Annotated in this window: 18 protein-coding genes and 1 other annotated feature; all 18 genes read left to right on the forward strand. The window is 58.2% G+C overall.

The window, feature by feature from the left end:
- Nucleotides 1-23: 23 nt before the first annotated feature.
- Nucleotides 24-806 carry a 2-C-methyl-D-erythritol 4-phosphate cytidylyltransferase gene (gene ispD, locus VE23_RS19505; protein WP_083436161.1) on the forward strand — a complete coding sequence of 261 codons (783 nt, stop codon included), beginning with the start codon at nt 24-26 and terminating at the stop codon, nt 804-806.
- Nucleotides 807-808: 2 nt separating this feature from the next.
- Complete coding sequence (gene ispF, locus VE23_RS19510; RefSeq protein WP_048743647.1) at nt 809-1,291, forward strand: 2-C-methyl-D-erythritol 2,4-cyclodiphosphate synthase; 483 nt, start codon at nt 809-811, stop codon at nt 1,289-1,291.
- A gap of 256 nt (nt 1,292-1,547) precedes the next feature.
- The gene (gene gltX / locus VE23_RS19515; protein WP_048743645.1) at nt 1,548-3,023 is read left to right on the forward strand and encodes a glutamate--tRNA ligase; all 1,476 of its coding nucleotides are present in this window, start codon (nt 1,548-1,550) and stop codon (nt 3,021-3,023) included.
- 491 nt (nt 3,024-3,514) lie between these two features.
- The gene (gene cysE, locus VE23_RS19520; RefSeq protein ID WP_174806382.1) at nt 3,515-4,198 is read left to right on the forward strand and encodes a serine O-acetyltransferase; all 684 of its coding nucleotides are present in this window, start codon (nt 3,515-3,517) and stop codon (nt 4,196-4,198) included.
- Nucleotides 4,199-4,215: 17 nt separating this feature from the next.
- Nucleotides 4,216-5,694 carry a cysteine--tRNA ligase gene (gene cysS / locus VE23_RS19525; RefSeq protein WP_021878528.1) on the forward strand — a complete coding sequence of 493 codons (1,479 nt, stop codon included), beginning with the start codon at nt 4,216-4,218 and terminating at the stop codon, nt 5,692-5,694.
- The gene (locus VE23_RS19530; RefSeq protein WP_048743642.1) at nt 5,691-6,152 is read left to right on the forward strand and encodes a Mini-ribonuclease 3; all 462 of its coding nucleotides are present in this window, start codon (nt 5,691-5,693) and stop codon (nt 6,150-6,152) included. Before cysS ends, VE23_RS19530 begins: the two co-directional genes overlap by 4 nt.
- Nucleotides 6,142-6,930: a 23S rRNA (guanosine(2251)-2'-O)-methyltransferase RlmB gene (gene rlmB, locus VE23_RS19535; protein WP_048743641.1), complete on the forward strand. Its 789-nt coding sequence runs from the start codon at nt 6,142-6,144 to the stop codon at nt 6,928-6,930. Before VE23_RS19530 ends, rlmB begins: the two co-directional genes overlap by 11 nt.
- Before the next feature lie 5 nt (nt 6,931-6,935).
- Entirely contained in the window at nt 6,936-7,457 is a 522-nt protein-coding gene (locus VE23_RS19540; RefSeq protein WP_021878530.1) for an NYN domain-containing protein, read from the forward strand.
- Nucleotides 7,458-7,757: 300 nt separating this feature from the next.
- Entirely contained in the window at nt 7,758-8,408 is a 651-nt protein-coding gene (sigH, locus tag VE23_RS19545) for an RNA polymerase sporulation sigma factor SigH (protein WP_048743637.1), read from the forward strand.
- A gap of 376 nt (nt 8,409-8,784) precedes the next feature.
- Entirely contained in the window at nt 8,785-8,934 is a 150-nt protein-coding gene (gene rpmG / locus VE23_RS19550; protein WP_021878532.1) for a 50S ribosomal protein L33, read from the forward strand.
- A 17-nt stretch (nt 8,935-8,951) separates the two neighbouring features.
- Complete coding sequence (gene secE, locus VE23_RS19555) at nt 8,952-9,161, forward strand: preprotein translocase subunit SecE (protein WP_021878533.1); 210 nt, start codon at nt 8,952-8,954, stop codon at nt 9,159-9,161.
- 24 nt (nt 9,162-9,185) lie between these two features.
- Nucleotides 9,186-9,719: a transcription termination/antitermination protein NusG gene (nusG, locus tag VE23_RS19560; protein WP_048743635.1), complete on the forward strand. Its 534-nt coding sequence runs from the start codon at nt 9,186-9,188 to the stop codon at nt 9,717-9,719.
- A gap of 90 nt (nt 9,720-9,809) precedes the next feature.
- Nucleotides 9,810-10,235 carry a 50S ribosomal protein L11 gene (rplK, locus tag VE23_RS19565; protein WP_021878535.1) on the forward strand — a complete coding sequence of 142 codons (426 nt, stop codon included), beginning with the start codon at nt 9,810-9,812 and terminating at the stop codon, nt 10,233-10,235.
- A 112-nt stretch (nt 10,236-10,347) separates the two neighbouring features.
- Complete coding sequence (gene rplA / locus VE23_RS19570; RefSeq protein ID WP_048743631.1) at nt 10,348-11,040, forward strand: 50S ribosomal protein L1; 693 nt, start codon at nt 10,348-10,350, stop codon at nt 11,038-11,040.
- A 13-nt stretch (nt 11,041-11,053) separates the two neighbouring features.
- Nucleotides 11,054-11,189 (forward strand) — a sequence feature (ribosomal protein L10 leader region).
- Between the two features lie 64 nt (nt 11,190-11,253).
- Nucleotides 11,254-11,757, forward strand: a complete 504-nt coding sequence (gene rplJ / locus VE23_RS19575; protein WP_048743629.1) for a 50S ribosomal protein L10 — start codon at nt 11,254-11,256, stop codon at nt 11,755-11,757.
- A gap of 119 nt (nt 11,758-11,876) precedes the next feature.
- Nucleotides 11,877-12,239: a 50S ribosomal protein L7/L12 gene (gene rplL, locus VE23_RS19580; RefSeq protein ID WP_048743628.1), complete on the forward strand. Its 363-nt coding sequence runs from the start codon at nt 11,877-11,879 to the stop codon at nt 12,237-12,239.
- A gap of 90 nt (nt 12,240-12,329) precedes the next feature.
- Nucleotides 12,330-12,938: a class I SAM-dependent methyltransferase gene (locus tag VE23_RS19585; RefSeq protein WP_049868847.1), complete on the forward strand. Its 609-nt coding sequence runs from the start codon at nt 12,330-12,332 to the stop codon at nt 12,936-12,938.
- A gap of 614 nt (nt 12,939-13,552) precedes the next feature.
- The gene (gene rpoB / locus VE23_RS19590; protein WP_048743625.1) at nt 13,553-17,098 is read left to right on the forward strand and encodes a DNA-directed RNA polymerase subunit beta; all 3,546 of its coding nucleotides are present in this window, start codon (nt 13,553-13,555) and stop codon (nt 17,096-17,098) included.
- Nucleotides 17,099-17,107 lie beyond the last annotated feature (9 nt).

A 17,107-nucleotide genomic window follows, 5' to 3' on the forward strand; every position in this document is an offset into this window, starting at 1 on the left:
CAGCGGGAAGTGAGCTTCGGAAGATGGACAAGCAATATGGCGGCGAGCAAGCCGCAACCTCTCAGGCCGCCCCGGGCGCCGCGTCTTCGGATGCGGCGCTTGTCGGCTTCCGGGAGGCGTGCTGGGGAGCCGTCATCGTGGCGGCCGGACGCGGCACGCGGATGGGAACGCCGGAGAGCAAGCAGTTCCTGCTGCTGCGGGGCAAGCCGGTGCTGGTCCATACGCTGGAGCTGTTCCAGAGGATGGACGCCATCCGGGAGATCGTGCTCGTCACGGGAGCGGCGGATGCCGAACGTTGCCGCCGCTGGTGCGGGGAGTACGGCTTGACCAAGGTGGCCGCGATCGTGGAGGGCGGCTCCGAGCGCCAGCATTCCGTGCGGATCGGCCTGGACTCGCTCTCGGCGGATTGGGCGCTTGTCCATGACGGCGTCCGGCCGCTCGTCAGCGAGGCCGCGGTGTCCGCTTGCCTGGCGCGTGCCGAGGAGACCGGCGCGGCCGTGCTCGCCGTGCCGGTCAAGGACACGATCAAGAAGGTGGACGCGGCGGGCATCATCGAATCGACGCCGGACCGGAGCAGCTTGTGGGCGATCCAGACCCCGCAAGCTTTTCGCCGCGCCCGTCTCAGGGAAGCCCATGAACGGGCGCTTGCGGACGGCTTTCTCGGTACGGACGACTCCATGGTCGTGGAGCGGCTCGGAGATCCGGTCGCCGTAGCCGAAGGGGAATATACGAATATCAAGATTACGACCCCGGAAGATCTGCCCTACGCGGAATTTCTTCTGGAGCAGAGGGAGAGGGGACGATAAAGATGATTAGAGTGGGACAAGGATTCGACGTGCATCAGCTGGTGGAGGGCCGTCCATGCATTATCGGGGGCGTCGCCATTCCATTCGAAAAAGGGCTGCTCGGCCATTCCGATGCCGACGTGCTGCTGCATACGGTAGCGGATGCGGTGCTCGGCGCGCTTGCGCTCGGCGATATCGGCAAGCATTTCCCGGACACCGATCCGGCGTTCAAGGATGCCGACAGCGTCAAGCTGCTGGAGCATGTGTGGGCGCTTGCAGTCCAGCGGGGATATGCGCTCGGGAACCTGGACTGCACGATTATCGCGCAGGCTCCCAAAATGGCGCCGTACATTCCCGCGATGGTGGAAGTGATCGCCCGCGTGCTGGGAGCGGAGCAGGACCAGGTGAACGTCAAGGCGACGACGACGGAACGGCTCGGATTTCCCGGACGGGGCGAGGGAATCGCCGCTCAGGCGGTTGTCTGCCTCGTGAAAAATATGCTATGATGGCACTTATTTTAGGCGGTTAAGTGCAGCCGTACAGTCCGCTCAGGCAAGCGGAACAGGATACCGACCGGCTCGCTGTCGAACCCGTATTTCCTCATCCTGCTTATGCGCAGTGGAACTCGGTTTCATAGGCGGACGCCGCGTTTTCACCTCCATGTTGCCGCTGCCTCCAGCGCCGCAATGGTTCCACTTACATAAATAGCGTTCATAGGGCGAGGCCCCTGGACGAAAACAAGAACGAAATGGGGAATTCAAGATGGCAGACCAAGGAACGCAGGAAATCCGCGTCCGTTATGCTCCGTCGCCGACGGGGCATCTGCATATCGGCAACGCGCGCACCGCGCTGTTCAACTATCTGTTCGCCCGCAGGCACGGCGGCAAGTTCATCGTCCGCATCGAGGATACGGACGTGAAGCGCAACGTGGCCGGCGGCGAGGAGAGCCAGCTGAAGTACATGAGCTGGCTCGGCATCACCTGGGATGAAAGCATCGATGTCGGCGGCGGCTACGGACCGTACCGCCAGACCGAACGCCTCGACATCTACAGCCGGTACTGGCAGCAGCTGCTCGACGAGGGCAAGGCTTACCGCTGCTACTGCACGGAAGCAGAGCTCGAGCGGGAGCGGGAAGAGCAGAGCGCGCGCGGCGAAACCCCGCGCTATTCGGGCCGCCACCGAGATCTGACTGCCGAGCAGCAGGCTGCCTTCGAAGCGGAAGGACGCGTCGCGAGCATCCGCTTCCGCGTGCCGGAAGACCGCACATATACATGGAACGACATGGTCAAGGGAACGATCAGCATCGACACCAAGGAAACCGGAGATTTCGTCATCGTGAAGAAGGACGGCATCCCGACCTACAACTTCGCGGTTGCGGTCGACGACCATCTCATGAAGATCTCCCACGTGCTCCGCGGCGAGGACCATATCTCCAATACGCCGCGCCAGCTGATGATCTACGAGGCTTTGGGCTGGGAGCCGCCGCTGTTCGCCCACATGACGCTGATCGTGAACGAATCCCGCAAGAAGCTGAGCAAGCGGGACGAGTCCATCATCCAGTTCATTGAGCAGTACGAGAATCTCGGCTACCTGCCGGAGACGCTGTTCAACTTCATCGCCTTGCTGGGCTGGTCGCCGGAGGGCGAGCAGGAGCTGTTCACCCGCGAGGGGCTCGTGGAGGCGTTCGACGAGTCGCGCCTCAGCCGCAGCCCGGCCGTGTTCGACACGAACAAGCTGGCCTGGATGAACAACGAATACATCAAGTCGCTGGAGCTTCCCCGCCTTGTCGACCTCTGCCTGCCGCATCTGCAGAAGGCGGGCCGGGTATCGGAGGCGCCTGAGGCCGGCGAGCGCGAATGGGCGGCCGACCTGATCGGCCTCTACCGCGACAAGCTGCGCTGGGGAGCCGAGATCGTGCCGCTGACCGAGCTGTTCTTCCTGGAATCGTTCGAGGACGAGGCTGAGGCTGTCGCCGTGCTGGAGGAAGAAACGGTGCCGACGGTGCTGGGAGCCTTCCTGTCCGGCGTCGAGACGCTGGAGCCCGAAGCCTGGAACGAGGAGGGCATCAAGGCGCTCATCAAGTCGGTCCAGAAGGAAACCGGCTGCAAGGGCAAGTCGCTCTTCATGCCGATCCGGGCCGCGGTCACCGGGCAGACGCACGGACCGGACCTCAACCGCACCATCTCGCTGCTGGGCCGGGCCAAAGTCGCACAGCGCCTGCGCGCCCGCTTGGGCTGAGGACGGCCCCGCATATATTTCCGCGCGCCGGCTTCTTGCACTTTGCGGGTTATCGGGTATACTACAAGTAATTGAACCTTTTTACAGGCTTTGACCAGGAGAGAACCGCCATATCCGGGATTGCAGAGAGGACAACCGCCACGCATCCGGCCGCAGCATATCGCGACGCGCCGGGAAGGTGACGGCTGGGAGTTGTCCATTCCGGCGGCGGGTTCATGCACCTGCGAGCCTTGCTCCGATCTTGCGGAAGCTTCTCTTCCGCTCGGGTAGGCGGCAACGCATGGCCGGCGTTACAGGCTACGAGACAGGGCCGCCAGGCATCCTGACCCGCTTGAGACCGCTTCGCGCGCGTTTCTCCCGGGCGGATGCGGCCCTGTGCCGCAGAGTGGGACCGCGTCTGTACGCCTCTGCAGCCTTCGGGCTGCGGAGGCTTATTTTTTGATTGGACGGAAGAAAGCTTGGATCATCTCGCCCGAAGGGGGCTGAAGCCGATGTTGCGTCACATGAAATCCGATATACGGGCCGTGTTCGACAACGACCCCGCTGCGCGCAGCGTGTTCGAGGTGATCTTCACCTATTCGGGACTGCATGCCATCTGGGCGCATCGCGCCGCGCATTATTTGTTCAAGCGCAAATGGTTCACGGCCGCCCGCATCATCTCTCAGGTCAGCCGGTTCATGACCGGAATCGAAATCCATCCCGGGGCCAGAATCGGCAGCCGCCTGTTCATCGACCACGGCATGGGCGTCGTCATCGGGGAGACTTGCGAGATCGGGGACGACGTCATCATCTATCAGGGCGTCACCCTCGGCGGCACGGGCAAGGAAAAGGGCAAGCGCCATCCTACCATAGGCAGCAATGTCGTCATCGGCTCGGGAGCGAAGGTTTTAGGATCGTTCCAGGTTGGAGACTATTCCAATATCGGTTCCAACGCCGTCGTTCTCCGGGAGGTGCCCGAGAACAGCACGGTCGTAGGCAACCCGGGCCGCATCGTCAAGCGCAACGGAGAAAAGGTCGGCGACAGGCTCGACCATGCGAAGCTGCCCGATCCGCTCATCGAGATGATCCGGAGCATGCAGAATGAAATCAATTCCCTCAAGGCGGAGGTCGACCGGCTCAAGCAGCCTGCGGCGCCCGTTCGTGAATATATGGAGGAACCGGTGAAATTCCGGTAAGCGGAGGCGAAGCGTAAATGAGTTTGGAAATCTACAATACGATGAGCAGAACCAAGGAAACGTTCAAGTCGCAAGAGCCGGGCAAGGTCAAAATGTACGTATGCGGCCCGACGGTCTACGACTATATCCATATCGGCAACGCGCGGCCCGCGATTTTCTTCGACGTCGTGCGCCGTTATCTGGAAGCGGTCGGATACGAGGTCAACTACGTCGTCAACTTCACCGACGTGGACGACAAGATGATCCGCAAGGCGGAGCAGCTCGGCATTACGGTGCCGGAGCTCGCGGACACGTTCATCTCCGCCTATTACGAGGACACGGAAGGGCTCGGCGTCCGCCGTGCGTCGCTGAATCCCCGCGTCATGGAGCATATGCCGGAAATCATCGCTTTCGTCCAGGATCTCGTCGACAAGGGAGCGGCCTATGAAAGCGGCGGCGACGTCTATTTCCGGACGAAATCCTTCGCGGACTACGGCCAGCTCTCCCACCAGAACATGCAGGAGCTGCAGATGGGCATCCGCATCGGCATCGACGAGCGCAAGGAGGATCCGCAGGATTTCGTCCTGTGGAAGGGCGCCAAGCCGGGAGAGATCAAATGGGACAGTCCATGGGGGCCGGGCCGTCCGGGATGGCATATCGAATGCTCTGCGATGGCGAAGCGGCATCTGGGCGATACCCTCGACATCCATGGCGGAGGCAACGACCTGCAGTTCCCGCATCATGAGTGCGAATGCGCCCAGTCCGAGACGCTGAGCGGCAAGCCGCTCGCCAACTATTGGATGCATAACGGCTTCATCAACATCGACAACCAGAAGATGTCCAAGTCGCTCGGCAACGGCATTACGGTCCATGACATGCTGACCCGGATCAAGCCGGAAGCGATCCGTTACTTCATGCTTTCCGGCCATTACCGTTCGCCGCTCAACTTCAGCGACGACACGGTAGAGCAGGCGCTCGGCAGCGTGGAGCGGATCGCCAATTGCCGCACCAACCTGCTGCACCGGCTGGCGGCGGTCGGCGGTTCCATGGAAGCCGATGCAGCCGTCGATGCCCCAGGCAGCCGCTCCGCCGGCCTAGGCTCGCTCCGGTTCGTGCCGGATTCCGGAAATGCCGAGCTGGATGAACGGCTTCTGGAGCTGAGCGGCCGCTTCACAGCCAAAATGGACGATGATTTCAATACGCCCGATGCCATCACGGTGCTGTTCGATCTGGTGACCGAAGCGAACCAGCATCTGCAGCGGCCTGTGGTGACGGCCCGGGAGGCGCTTGCGCTCATCGCGCTGATGGACGCCATGGACCGCGTGCTCGGCTTGCTTCCGGCCGCGTCCGAACAGCATGGACTGCTGGATGCCGAGGTGGATGCGCTGATCGTCGAGCGGACGGAAGCGCGCGCTTCGAAGAACTGGAAGCGCGCGGACGAAATCCGCGACCTGCTGGCAGAGCAAGGCATCCTGCTGGAGGACACTCCGCAGGGCATCCGGTGGCGCCGCAAATGAACGAGCCTGTGAAGGAACAAAGCCGCGAGCTTCCCTACGAGCCGCCTTCCAAGACGCCGGAGCTGCTGAACCCCATCGTGCTCGCTTACGCCGGCGATGCGGTGTTCGAGCTGCTGGTGCGCCAGCATCTGCTCGCCCAGCCGAATCTCAAGCCGCATCATCTCCATCGCGAGGCGACCGGAATGGTGTCGGCCAAAGGGCAGCGGCAGCTGCTGGAGCGCTGGGCGCCGATGCTGTCGGAGGAGGAGGCCGACATCGTCAGGCGCGGCCGCAACGCCAAGTCCGGCCAGTCTCCGCGCAATGCGGATCCGGCCGATTACAAGCAGGCGACCGCTCTGGAGAGTCTGATGGGGTATTTATATTACAAAGGCCGGACCGAACGGATCCGGGAGTTGATGGCGGCCGCTTTCTCCGAGAAGGAAGCGGAACGCGGAAAGGAGACTGGGAATGGCCAGTGACAGGCAGAAGAAGGAACAGAACGACCAGAACGAGCAGGAGCAGCAGGAATGGATCGCGGGCAAACATCCCGTCCTGGAGGCGCTCCGCTCGGGCCGCGAGCTGAATAAGATCTGGATCGCCGACACGGTGCAGAAGCCGTCGGTATCCCCGATCATGGCCGAAGCCAAGAAAGCGGGAATCGTCGTCCAGTTCGTGGACAAGCGCAAGCTCGACCAGCTGGGCCTTGAAGTTTCCCATCAAGGGGTCGTAGCCCAGGCGGCGGCCTACCGGTATGCCGAATTGGAAGAGCTGCTGCAGAGGGCCAAGGACCGCGGCGAGACGCCACTGCTGCTCATTTTGGATGAGATCGAGGATCCGCATAACCTGGGCTCCATTCTGAGGACGGCGGAATGCACCGGCGTGCACGGAGTCATCATTCCGAAGCGCCGCGCGGCCGGCTTGACGGCAACCGTATGGAAAACCTCCGCCGGAGCGGCCGAGCATGTGCCGGTGGCGCGAGTGACCAATCTCGCCCAGACGATCGAGAGCCTGAAGCAGGAGGGAATCTGGATTGCGGGCGCGGACGTGTCGGCGCAGCAGGATGTGTACAAGACCAGCTTCGACCTTCCGCTTGCCCTCGTCATCGGCAACGAAGCCAAAGGCATGGGCCGGCTGATCCGCGAGAAATGCGATTTCCTCGTCAAGCTCCCGATGCTGGGCCAGCTCAATTCGCTCAACGCCTCCGTGGCCGCCGGCGTGCTCATGTACGAGGTCGTCCGGCAGCGCCGGGGCGTCTAGCTGCCGTGTCCCGCCAGTCGGACGTCCTGCTGGTCGACGGCTACAACATCATCGGCGCCTGGCCGGAGCTGGAACGCTTGAAGGAAAGCAATCTGGAGGAGGCAAGGGACCGGCTGCTCGATCTGCTGGCCGACTATCAAGGCTACACGGGACATCAGGTGTACGTCGTGTTTGACGCGCATCAGGTTCCCGGCAGCCGCTCGGCCTACAAGCAGCACAAGCTGACGGTCGTATTCACGAAAGAAAAGGAAACGGCGGACGAGTGCATCGAACGTCTCGTCACCGAGCTCAAGAAGCGAAGCCGCCATATCTATGTGGCGACCTCGGATTCCGTCGAGCAGCATGTCGCGTTCGGCAAAGGCGCCCTGCGGATCTCGGCCCGGGAGCTGGAGCTGGAACTGCAGCAGAACCGCCGCGAGATCGACAAGTCGCTGCGTTCCGACAGCGCCAAATCCCGCAATACGATCGATGCCAAGCTGTCGCTGGAAATGCGGACGATGCTGGAAAGAATGAGACGGGGGGAATGAATGGACGGAACTGGCGATTGATGGAGATAGACGTGTAAGCTTATCTGCCTCCGCAATAGCGTTTTCCAACCATCTGTTTACAATTTTTCAAGATCCTATCGGTTATAGAACGCTCGTTTGCGTTGACGATGTCAAGAGAGGTCTTGTATACTGTCCTTATTATTTCTGGCAAAATTGTCCGCTTTTCCGCCGCTTGTCGCCGCCTGGCTTTCCAGTCCGGACGATAGCGGAAGGAGAGCTTTCCTGACTTAAGAAAAATAGACCTTGCAGTGCACGCTTTGCAGGCCGGAGGGATAGTTGGTGAGCATCGACCTCAGAGAATGGAGTACGCACGATTATGACTGCCGAACGGATGAAGACGTTGTCGAGGCGGTGCGGACGGGCGACAGCGAAGCGCTGGAATATCTGATCAACAAATACCGGAATTTCGTTCGTGCCAAGGCCCGCTCTTATTTCCTTATCGGAGCGGACCGGGAAGACATCGTGCAGGAAGGCATGATCGGGCTCTACAAGTCCATCCGCGACTTCAAGGGTGACAAGCTGGCTTCCTTCAAAGCTTTTGCGGAGCTGTGCATCACCCGCCAAATCATAACCGCAATCAAGACGGCGACCCGGCAGAAGCATATCCCGCTGAACTCCTACGTTTCGCTGGACAAGCCGATCTATGATGAAGATTCCGACCGCACGCTGCTGGATGTCATCTGCGGCACCCGCGTCAGCGATCCGGAAGAGCTCATCATCAATCGGGAGGAGTTCGACGGCCTCGAGGACAAGATGTCCGAGATTCTGAGCGATCTGGAACGGAAAGTTCTCATGCTGTATCTGGACGGCCGCTCCTACCAGGAGATCGCCGTTGATCTGGACCGGCACGTCAAGTCGATCGACAACGCCCTTCAGCGAGTGAAGCGCAAGCTGGAGAAGTACCTCGAGCTGCGGGACGTCAGCTGTTAGGCTGCCGCCCTGATCCTGAACCTGCCTGCTTTCAAGACCCGGATGACGGGTCTTTTTTCTTTTCCGCGCCGCCTGCTGCCGATGGAAGGCCGTTTAGAAGTCTATCAAAACGGCTATACTTGGAAACAGCGATGAAAGCAGCGCGCCGTCCTCCGGTCCCGATGCCGGCAAGGGCTGTCCGCCGCCTGCCTCTCCAGCCTTCCCGCCGCTCTGCGTGCGGCTTCCGGGCCGCCCGGACGCCTTCCATTTTGCATTGACATGCAAGAATCCGTTATGATAAGGTACTTAGAGTGACTCGGATCAGGCCTGAGGCCCTCTCGGGTCCTATCGCACGTTGTTTGACGAAGCGCACTCTTAAGATCGGGAGGTGACCTAAATGCGGGTTATTATCACGCTTGCATGCACGAACTGCAAGCAAAGAAACTACACGAACACCAAGAACAAGCGCAATCACCCCGACCGCATGGAAATGAGGAAGTTCTGCAAGTTCTGCAACGAGCATACTCCTCACCGCGAGACGAGATAGTCAGGAGGTGGGTTCAGGTGACTTTTATCGCAAAGCTGAAGCAAAACTTCGGATCGACGTTTGGTTTTTTTGCAGACAGTTGGGCTGAGCTGAAGAAAGTTCGCTGGCCAAACCGTAAAGAGTTGACAAGCTATACGATCGTTGTACTCGTCACGATCGTGTTTGTGACGATTTACTTTTGGCTTCTTGACATCGGGATCTCATCTCTGGTTGAACTGATTGTTTAAGAAGGGTCCAAAGGTGGATTGTTAATGGAAAAAAGATGGTATGTGGTTCATACTTACTCGGGCTATGAGAACAAGGTGAAAGCCAACCTCGAGCGCCGCGTTGAATCGATGGGCATGGAAGACAAGATCTTCCGCGTGCTGGTTCCGATGGAAGAAGAAATCGTGAACAAGGACGGGAAGAAGAAGACCGTCATGCGCAAAGTCTATCCGGGATACGTCCTGGTGGAAATGATTCAGACCGACGATTCTTGGTATGTTGTTCGCAATACGCCTGGCGTAACGGGATTCGTGGGCTCTACAGGTTCCGGCTCCAAGCCGACGGCACTGCTTCCGGAGGAAGTGGACGCCATTCTCAACCATATGGGAATGTCCGAGCCTAAGCCGAAGATGGAATTCGAGCTGAAAGAAACCGTTCGCGTTACAGTAGGTCCGTTTGCTAACTTTGTCGGCGTCATTGAAGAAATTCAAATGGACAAGAGCAAGCTGAAAGTCCATGTCAACATGTTTGGTCGTGAAACCCCGGTTGAACTTGACTACACACAGGTCGAGAAGGTATAATGAACCGGTTTCCGGCCTCCGGATTCATCCGGATGGCGGCATGAGCATTTCATGTCAGGCAACTGACTTCGATCGCAGGAGGTGTAACACATGGCAAAGAAAGTCATCAAACTCGTCAAGCTGCAAGTTCCGGCAGGCAAAGCCAACCCGGCTCCGCCAATCGGTCCTGCGCTCGGTCAAGCAGGCGTCAACATTATGGCGTTCTGTAAAGAGTTCAACGCGCGTACGGCTGATCAAGCCGGCCTGATCATTCCGGTCGTCATCACCGTATTCGAAGACCGCTCCTTCACGTTCGAGACGAAAACTCCTCCAGCAGCCGTACTGCTCCGCGTAGCAGCAGGCATCGAGAAGGGTTCCGGCGAACCGAACAAGAAGAAGGTCGCTACGGTCAACCGTTCCAAGGTCCGCGAGATCGCAGAACAAAAAATGCAGGATCTGAACGCTGCATCCGTAGAAGCTGCAATGCGCATGGTCGAAGGTACTGCCCGCAGCATGGGCGTAACGATCGTCGACTAATCCAGGACGCGCCTCGAGGCGCGGCGTCACAGCGGGACCGCTTGGTTTCGCAGTGGGAGGGACGGCTGTACGTCAGGCGTTCCGCTACACACCACATAAGGAGGAACTCTTCATGGCAAAGCATGGCAAGAAATACGTTGAAGCCGCTAAGCTGATCGACAGCGAAGCGACTTACGAGCCGTCTGAAGCAATCGAGCTCGTGAAAAAAGCAGCAACCGCCAAATTCGACGAATCCGTCGAAGTGGCTGTCCGTCTGGGCGTCGACCCGCGGAAACAAGACCAAGCCGTTCGCGGTGTCGTTGTACTCCCGCACGGTACGGGCAAAACAAAGCGCGTCCTCGTATTCGCCAAAGGCGACAAAGCGAAGGAAGCCGAAGCTGCAGGCGCTGACTTCGTCGGCGATGCGGACATGATCAACAAAATTCAACAAGGCTGGTTCGAATTCGATGTCTGCGTGGCTACGCCTGACATGATGGCTGAAGTCGGCAAGCTCGGACGTATCCTCGGCGGTAAAGGCCTCATGCCTAACCCTAAAGCCGGCACGGTAACGTTCGACGTGACGAAGGCTGTTCAGGAGATCAAAGCCGGTAAGATCGAATACCGCCTTGACCGTGCAGGTCAAATCCATGCACCGATCGGCAAAGTGTCGTTCGACGCCGAGAAGCTGGCTGAGAACCTCAAATCGCTGATCGACGCTCTGAACCGTGCCAAACCGGCATCGGCAAAAGGGATTTACCTGAAAAACATCGCTGTATCTTCTACGATGGGACCTGGCGCTCGCGTCAACGTTTCCACGTTCCGCTAAGAGCTGCGATTCTAACTTCAGAACACGCATACCTAAGACAGTAGGTGCCTTCGGGCTTAATCCCCTACCGAGGTGTTATGATATACGTTTCCCGTAAACGGACAATCATGGCCTTCGCTGTCTTGGCGGAGGCCTTTATTCATGCACCGGCAGGTTGAAGGTAAACCGTTCTAAAGGATGCAACGGATATCCACATCGGGAGGTGTAAACAAAATGGCAAACGTAAAAGTTATCGAATCCAAGCAGCAGCAGGTGGAAGAAATCGCCGCCAAGCTGAAAGCAAGCACGACGACGGTTGTAGCTGACTACCGTGGACTGAACGTGGCTCAAGTAACGGAACTGCGCAGGCAGCTTCGCGAAGCAGGCATCGAATTCCAGGTTCTCAAAAACTCCCTCGTTCGCCGCGCGTCCGAATCCGCCGAGCTTTCCGGTCTGACGGAAGTTCTCGCGGGTCCGACGGCTATCGCCTTCGGCGCGGACGACGTCGTAGCTCCTGCAAAAATCATCTCCGACTTCGCCAAGAAAAATGACGCCCTGAAAGTAAAAGGCGGCATCCTCGAAGGCCAAGTCGTAGACGCAGCCCAAATCAAGGCGCTGGCAGACCTGCCATCCCGCGACGGCCTGCTCTCCATGCTCCTCAGCGTCCTCCAGGCTCCTATGCGCAACTTCGCGCTGGCGGTCAAAGCCGTGGCGGAAAAGCAAGAAGCAGAAGCCTAAAAACGATTTTCCTCCGTCCGGCGGCCATCGGGCTGCCGGCAGGAATTGCTTAATCCTTGCGCCGGCATAGCCGGCATCCATCACCACCAAAAAAACTTATACCCAATGGAGGTTCAACCATGAGCAACGAACAAATCTTGGAAGCCATTAAAGGCATGAACGTTCTGGAACTGAACGATCTCGTTAAAGCAATCGAAGAAGAATTCGGCGTAACGGCTGCTGCACCTACGGTTGTAGCTGCTGGCGGCGGCGCTGCTGAAGTTGAAGAGCAATCCGAATTCGACGTTATCCTTACGAGCGCTGGCGCTTCCAAAATCAACGTCATCAAAGTCGTTCGCGAGCTGACAGGTCTTGGCCTGAAAGAAGCGAAAGAAGTTGTCGACAACGCTCCAAAAGCAATCAAAGAAAAAGTAGCTAAAGAAGAAGCAGAAGCTATCAAAGCTAAGCTTGAAGAAGCAGGCGCAGCTGTAGAAGTGAAATAAGCTTTCTCTTAAAAGCTTGAGAACCCCTTGGAGCCTCGCGGTTCCAAGGGGTTCTCTCTATGAGAAGGCATACCCGGAAGGAGGGACATGATGTCGGACCACTACTATTCCCGTACGCCGGGAACGCAGCAGAACCGGCAGAAGCATGAGACGGAGCTGAGAGGCTTCCGGTTTCAGTTCATGACGGACAACGGAGTCTTTTCCAAAAGCGGAATCGACTACGGCAGCCGTTTCCTCATCGAGGAGATGGAAATCGGCGAGGCTGACCGGGTGCTGGATGTCGGCTGCGGCTATGGCCCCATCGGACTGACGGCAGCGCGGCTGGCGCCGCAAGGACAGGTTGTCATGCTGGATATCAATGAGCGAGCCGTAGAGCTGGCCGGAGAGAATGCGAAGCTGAATGGAATCGCCAATGTGCGCATACAGCAGAGCGATCTGTTCGAGAAAGCCGGCGGCGAGCCGTTTGATGTCATCTTGACGAATCCGCCGATTCGGGCAGGCAAAGCGACTGTTCACCGAATCTTTGAGGAAGGGTATTCGTTGCTGAAGCCCGGCGGCAGCATGTGGGTGGTCATTCAAAAGAAGCAGGGGGCTCCTTCTGCCGAAGCCAAGCTTCAGCAGCTGTTCGGCCGCGTCAAGGAAGTCGGCAAGGATAAAGGGTTTCGGATTTTCAAGGCGATCCGTTCCTTGGACAATTAGCAGGCAATCAACCTCTCGGAGCAGCGGTCAAGGTTGATCTCGCCATGGCGGAGCCGGCGGACAGCCATGGCGTCGGATTCATCCTTCATGACCCGCTAAATCAAGCCATCTGTCGACTATGAAGATTGGAACGACTATCGTCGCGCGATGCTTCATGAAGGGATGGTCATCGCCTTATCGTGTGCTCCTGTTTTTGACTAGAGACTAAATTCTCATTTTTGTTGACTCGCCTTTGTCGATGTGCTATTATTATGAAATGTCAGCATTAAAATAGGCGGAATCTCTTTAGTCCGCTAAAATGTCAAGAATTATTTATTTGATGCGCCATGCATACAAAATTGGTTTTTGACGTATAATGTTTAGATTTTGGGCAAAATTACATGATAGGAGACCATGTCTTCCCTATGGTTCGTCCATGCGGGGGAGGCCGAGGTTTCAGACCGGAAGTATGCTCTTTTTTCGAAACCACTTCGATAAGGGCTTTTCTTTATTTACCACCATGGGATTGAGGCTCAAACCGGCCGGCCCGAAGGTAACCGGCTGAGGTCTGGCTAGGTCATGTTTCATGAGTGCGCTTATCACGCTGAGAAGCAGACATGAGGGGTGAGGTTAAGTTGGCAGGACAACTTGTTCAGTATGGTCGACGCACGCGCAGGAGCTATAACCGGATTCACGAAGTGCTCGAAGTCCCGAACTTGATTGAAATCCAACAAAAGTCTTATGAGAAGTTTCTGGAGAGCGATCTCCTGGAGTTGTTCCAGGATATTTCTCCGATTCAGGACTTCACGGGGAATCTTTCGTTGGAATTCATCGATTATAGCCTGGGAGAGCCTAAGTATTCCGTCGACGAGTCGAAAGAGCGCGACGTTACGTATGCAGCGCCGCTTCGCGTTAAGGTAAGGCTCCTTAACAAGGAAACGGGCGAGGTTAAGGAACAGGAAGTGTTCATGGGCGATTTCCCGCTGATGACCGAGACCGGCACCTTCATCATCAATGGTGCGGAACGCGTTATCGTCAGCCAATTGGTACGCTCCCCCAGCGTGTACTTCAGCACCAAGGTCGACAAAAACGGCAAGCGCACTTACACGGCCACTGTCATTCCTAACCGCGGTGCTTGGCTGGAGCTGGAGACGGATGCCAAGGATATCATCTACGTGCGCATCGACCGTACCCGGAAGATTCCGGTAACGGTGCTTCTTCGCGCCCTTGGATTCGGCAGCGATGCCGAAATCTTGGACTTGCTCGGACAGGACGAGTACATCAAGAATACGCTGGACAAGGATAACACCGACTCCACGGAAAAAGCCCTGATCGAGATCTACGAGCGCTTGCGTCCAGGCGAGCCGCCTACGCTGGACAATGCGAAGAGCTTGCTCGTCGCGCGCTTCTTCGACCCTAAACGTTATGATCTGGCCAATGTCGGCCGTTACAAGATCAATAAAAAGCTTCATATCAAAAACCGTCTGTTCAACCAGCGTCTGGCTGAAACTCTCGTGGACAACGAGACGGGCGAAATTCTGGCCGAAGCCGGCCAGATGATCGACCGCCGCCTGCTGGATGAGCTGCTTCCATTCCTGGAAAAACAGCTGAACAGCAAAACGTATCACGTCGCCAACGGCGTTCTGGATGCGGATAGTATCCCACTGCAGACGGTGAGCGTATTCGCTCCCAACGAAGATGGAAAAATCATCAAGGTCATTTCCAATGACGTCATCGACAAGTCGGTCAAACATATTACGCCTGCCGACATCATTTCGTCGATCAACTACTTCATCAACCTGCTGCACGGCGTAGGCAGCACGGACGACATCGACCATCTGGGCAACCGCCGCCTGCGTTCCGTCGGCGAGCTGCTGCAGAACCAGTTCCGGATCGGCCTCTCCCGCATGGAGCGCGTCGTCCGCGAGCGCATGTCGATCCAGGATGCCAATGCGATCACGCCGCAGGCGCTGATCAACATCCGTCCGGTCATCGCGTCCATCAAGGAGTTCTTCGGCTCCTCCCAGCTGTCGCAGTTCATGGACCAGACGAACCCTCTGGCCGAACTGACGCACAAACGCCGTCTGTCCGCCCTCGGACCCGGCGGTCTGACCCGCGAACGCGCCGGCATGGAAGTCCGAGACGTCCATCACTCCCACTATGGGCGGATGTGTCCGATCGAGACGCCTGAGGGACCGAACATCGGTCTGATCAACTCCTTGTCCAGCTTCGCCCGCATCAACGAGTACGGCTTTATTGAAGCTCCGTACCGCTGGGTGGATCCGAAGACCGCCATTGTCACGGAGCAGATCGCTTACCTGACCGCGGATGAGGAAGACAACTACGTCATCGCGCAGGCAAACGCCCTCCTGACGGAAGACAGCAAGTTCGTCGACGATCAGGTTGTCGTGCGCTACAACAAGCAGGCCGACAACATCCTGACGATGCCGACCGAGCGCGTCGACTACATGGACGTATCGCCGAAGCAGGTCGTATCCGTCGCGACGGCTCTGATTCCGTTCCTCGAGAACGATGACTCCAACCGCGCGCTCATGGGATCCAACATGCAGCGGCAAGCGGTGCCTCTGCTCATTCCGAAGGCGCCTCTTGTCGGTACCGGCATGGAGCACAAGTCCGCGAAGGATTCCGGCGTCTGCATCGTAGCGAAGCATGACGGCATCATCGAGCGCTCCTCGGCCAACGAGATTTGGCTGCGCCGCGTCGAGATGGTGGACGGCAAGCAGGTTACGGGCGATCTCGTGAAGCACAAGCTGCACAAGTTCATGCGCTCCAACCAAGGCACTTGCATCAACCAGCGTCCGCTGGCGCGCAAGGGCGACATCGTCAAGAAAGGAGACATCCTCGCCGACGGTCCTTCGACCGAGCAGGGCGAGCTGGCTCTGGGCCGCAACGTCGTCGTTGCCTTCATGACTTGGGAAGGCTACAACTACGAGGATGCCATCCTGCTCAGCGAGAAGCTTGTGAAGGAAGACGTGTACACGTCGATTCACATTGAAGAATACGAGTCCGAAGCCCGCGATACGAAGCTCGGACCTGAAGAAATCACGCGCGACATCCCGAACGTCGGCGAAGAAGCGCTCAAGAACCTCGACGAGCGCGGCATCATCCGCGTCGGCGCCGAAATCAGCGCCGGGGACATCCTCGTCGGCAAAGTAACGCCTAAAGGCGTAACGGAGCTGACGGCGGAAGAGCGCCTGCTGCACGCCATCTTCGGCGAAAAGGCGCGCGAAGTGCGCGACACGAGCCTGCGTGTGCCTCACGGCACGGACGGCATCGTCGTCGACGTCAAAGTGTTCACCCGCGAGAACGGCGACGAGCTGCCTCCTGGCGTGAACCAGCTGGTCCGTGTCTACATCGCCCAGAAGCGTAAAATCTCCGAAGGCGACAAAATGGCCGGACGTCACGGCAACAAGGGCGTCATCGCCCGCATCCTGCCGGAAGAGGATATGCCTTTCCTGCCGGACGGAACGCCTGTAGAAGTCGTTCTCAACCCGCTGGGCGTACCTTCCCGGATGAACATCGGCCAGGTGCTCGAGGTCCATCTTGGCATGGCCTGCAAGCGTCTGGGCATCCACGCCGCTACGCCGGTATTCGACGGAGCGCGCGAGTACGACGTGTTCGACACGATGGAAGAATCGGGCATGCAGCGCAACGGCAAGACGGTTCTGTACGACGGACGCACGGGCGAGACGTTCGAGCGCGAAGTCACCGTCGGCGTCATGTACATGATCAAGCTGGCGCACATGGTCGACGACAAGATCCACGCCCGTTCCACGGGTCCATACTCGCTCGTAACGCAGCAGCCTCTCGGCGGCAAAGCCCAGTTCGGCGGCCAGCGCTTCGGCGAGATGGAAGTATGGGCGCTCGAGGCCTATGGCGCGGCTTACACCCTCCAGGAGATCCTGACGGTCAAATCCGACGACGTGGTCGGCCGGGTGAAGACGTACGAATCGATCGTGAAGGGCGAGAACGTGCCGGAGCCGGGCGTTCCGGAGTCGTTCAAGGTCTTGATCAAAGAGCTGCAGTCTCTCGGCATGGACGTCAAAATCCTGAACGAGGACGAAAACGAGATCGAAATGAAGGAAATCGACGACGAGGACGAAGGCACCAGCGACAAGCTGAACCTCAACCTGGAAGGCGCCGAAGCTGGCGCGGAATAAGCCTAAGCC

It is taken from the genome of Paenibacillus sp. D9, assembly GCF_001188365.1.
In the GTDB taxonomy this organism is placed as follows: Bacteria; Bacillota; Bacilli; order Paenibacillales; family Paenibacillaceae; genus Paenibacillus_O; species Paenibacillus_O humicus.

Bases quoted from the DNA above. Each gene is read 5' to 3' on its own strand.
- ispD (WP_083436161.1), top strand. From the start codon at position 24: ATGGACAAGCAATATGGCGGCGAGCAAGCCGCAACCTCTCAGGCCGCC.
- ispF (WP_048743647.1), top strand. From the start codon at position 809: ATGATTAGAGTGGGACAAGGATTCGACGTGCATCAGCTGGTGGAGGGC.
- gltX (WP_048743645.1), top strand. From the start codon at position 1,548: ATGGCAGACCAAGGAACGCAGGAAATCCGCGTCCGTTATGCTCCGTCG.
- cysE (WP_174806382.1), top strand. From the start codon at position 3,515: ATGTTGCGTCACATGAAATCCGATATACGGGCCGTGTTCGACAACGAC.
- cysS (WP_021878528.1), top strand. From the start codon at position 4,216: ATGAGTTTGGAAATCTACAATACGATGAGCAGAACCAAGGAAACGTTC.
- VE23_RS19530 (WP_048743642.1), top strand. From the start codon at position 5,691: ATGAACGAGCCTGTGAAGGAACAAAGCCGCGAGCTTCCCTACGAGCCG.
- rlmB (WP_048743641.1), top strand. From the start codon at position 6,142: ATGGCCAGTGACAGGCAGAAGAAGGAACAGAACGACCAGAACGAGCAG.
- rpmG (WP_021878532.1), top strand. From the start codon at position 8,785: ATGCGGGTTATTATCACGCTTGCATGCACGAACTGCAAGCAAAGAAAC.
- nusG (WP_048743635.1), top strand. From the start codon at position 9,186: ATGGAAAAAAGATGGTATGTGGTTCATACTTACTCGGGCTATGAGAAC.
- rplK (WP_021878535.1), top strand. From the start codon at position 9,810: ATGGCAAAGAAAGTCATCAAACTCGTCAAGCTGCAAGTTCCGGCAGGC.
- rplA (WP_048743631.1), top strand. From the start codon at position 10,348: ATGGCAAAGCATGGCAAGAAATACGTTGAAGCCGCTAAGCTGATCGAC.
- rplJ (WP_048743629.1), top strand. From the start codon at position 11,254: ATGGCAAACGTAAAAGTTATCGAATCCAAGCAGCAGCAGGTGGAAGAA.
- rplL (WP_048743628.1), top strand. From the start codon at position 11,877: ATGAGCAACGAACAAATCTTGGAAGCCATTAAAGGCATGAACGTTCTG.
- VE23_RS19585 (WP_049868847.1), top strand. From the start codon at position 12,330: ATGTCGGACCACTACTATTCCCGTACGCCGGGAACGCAGCAGAACCGG.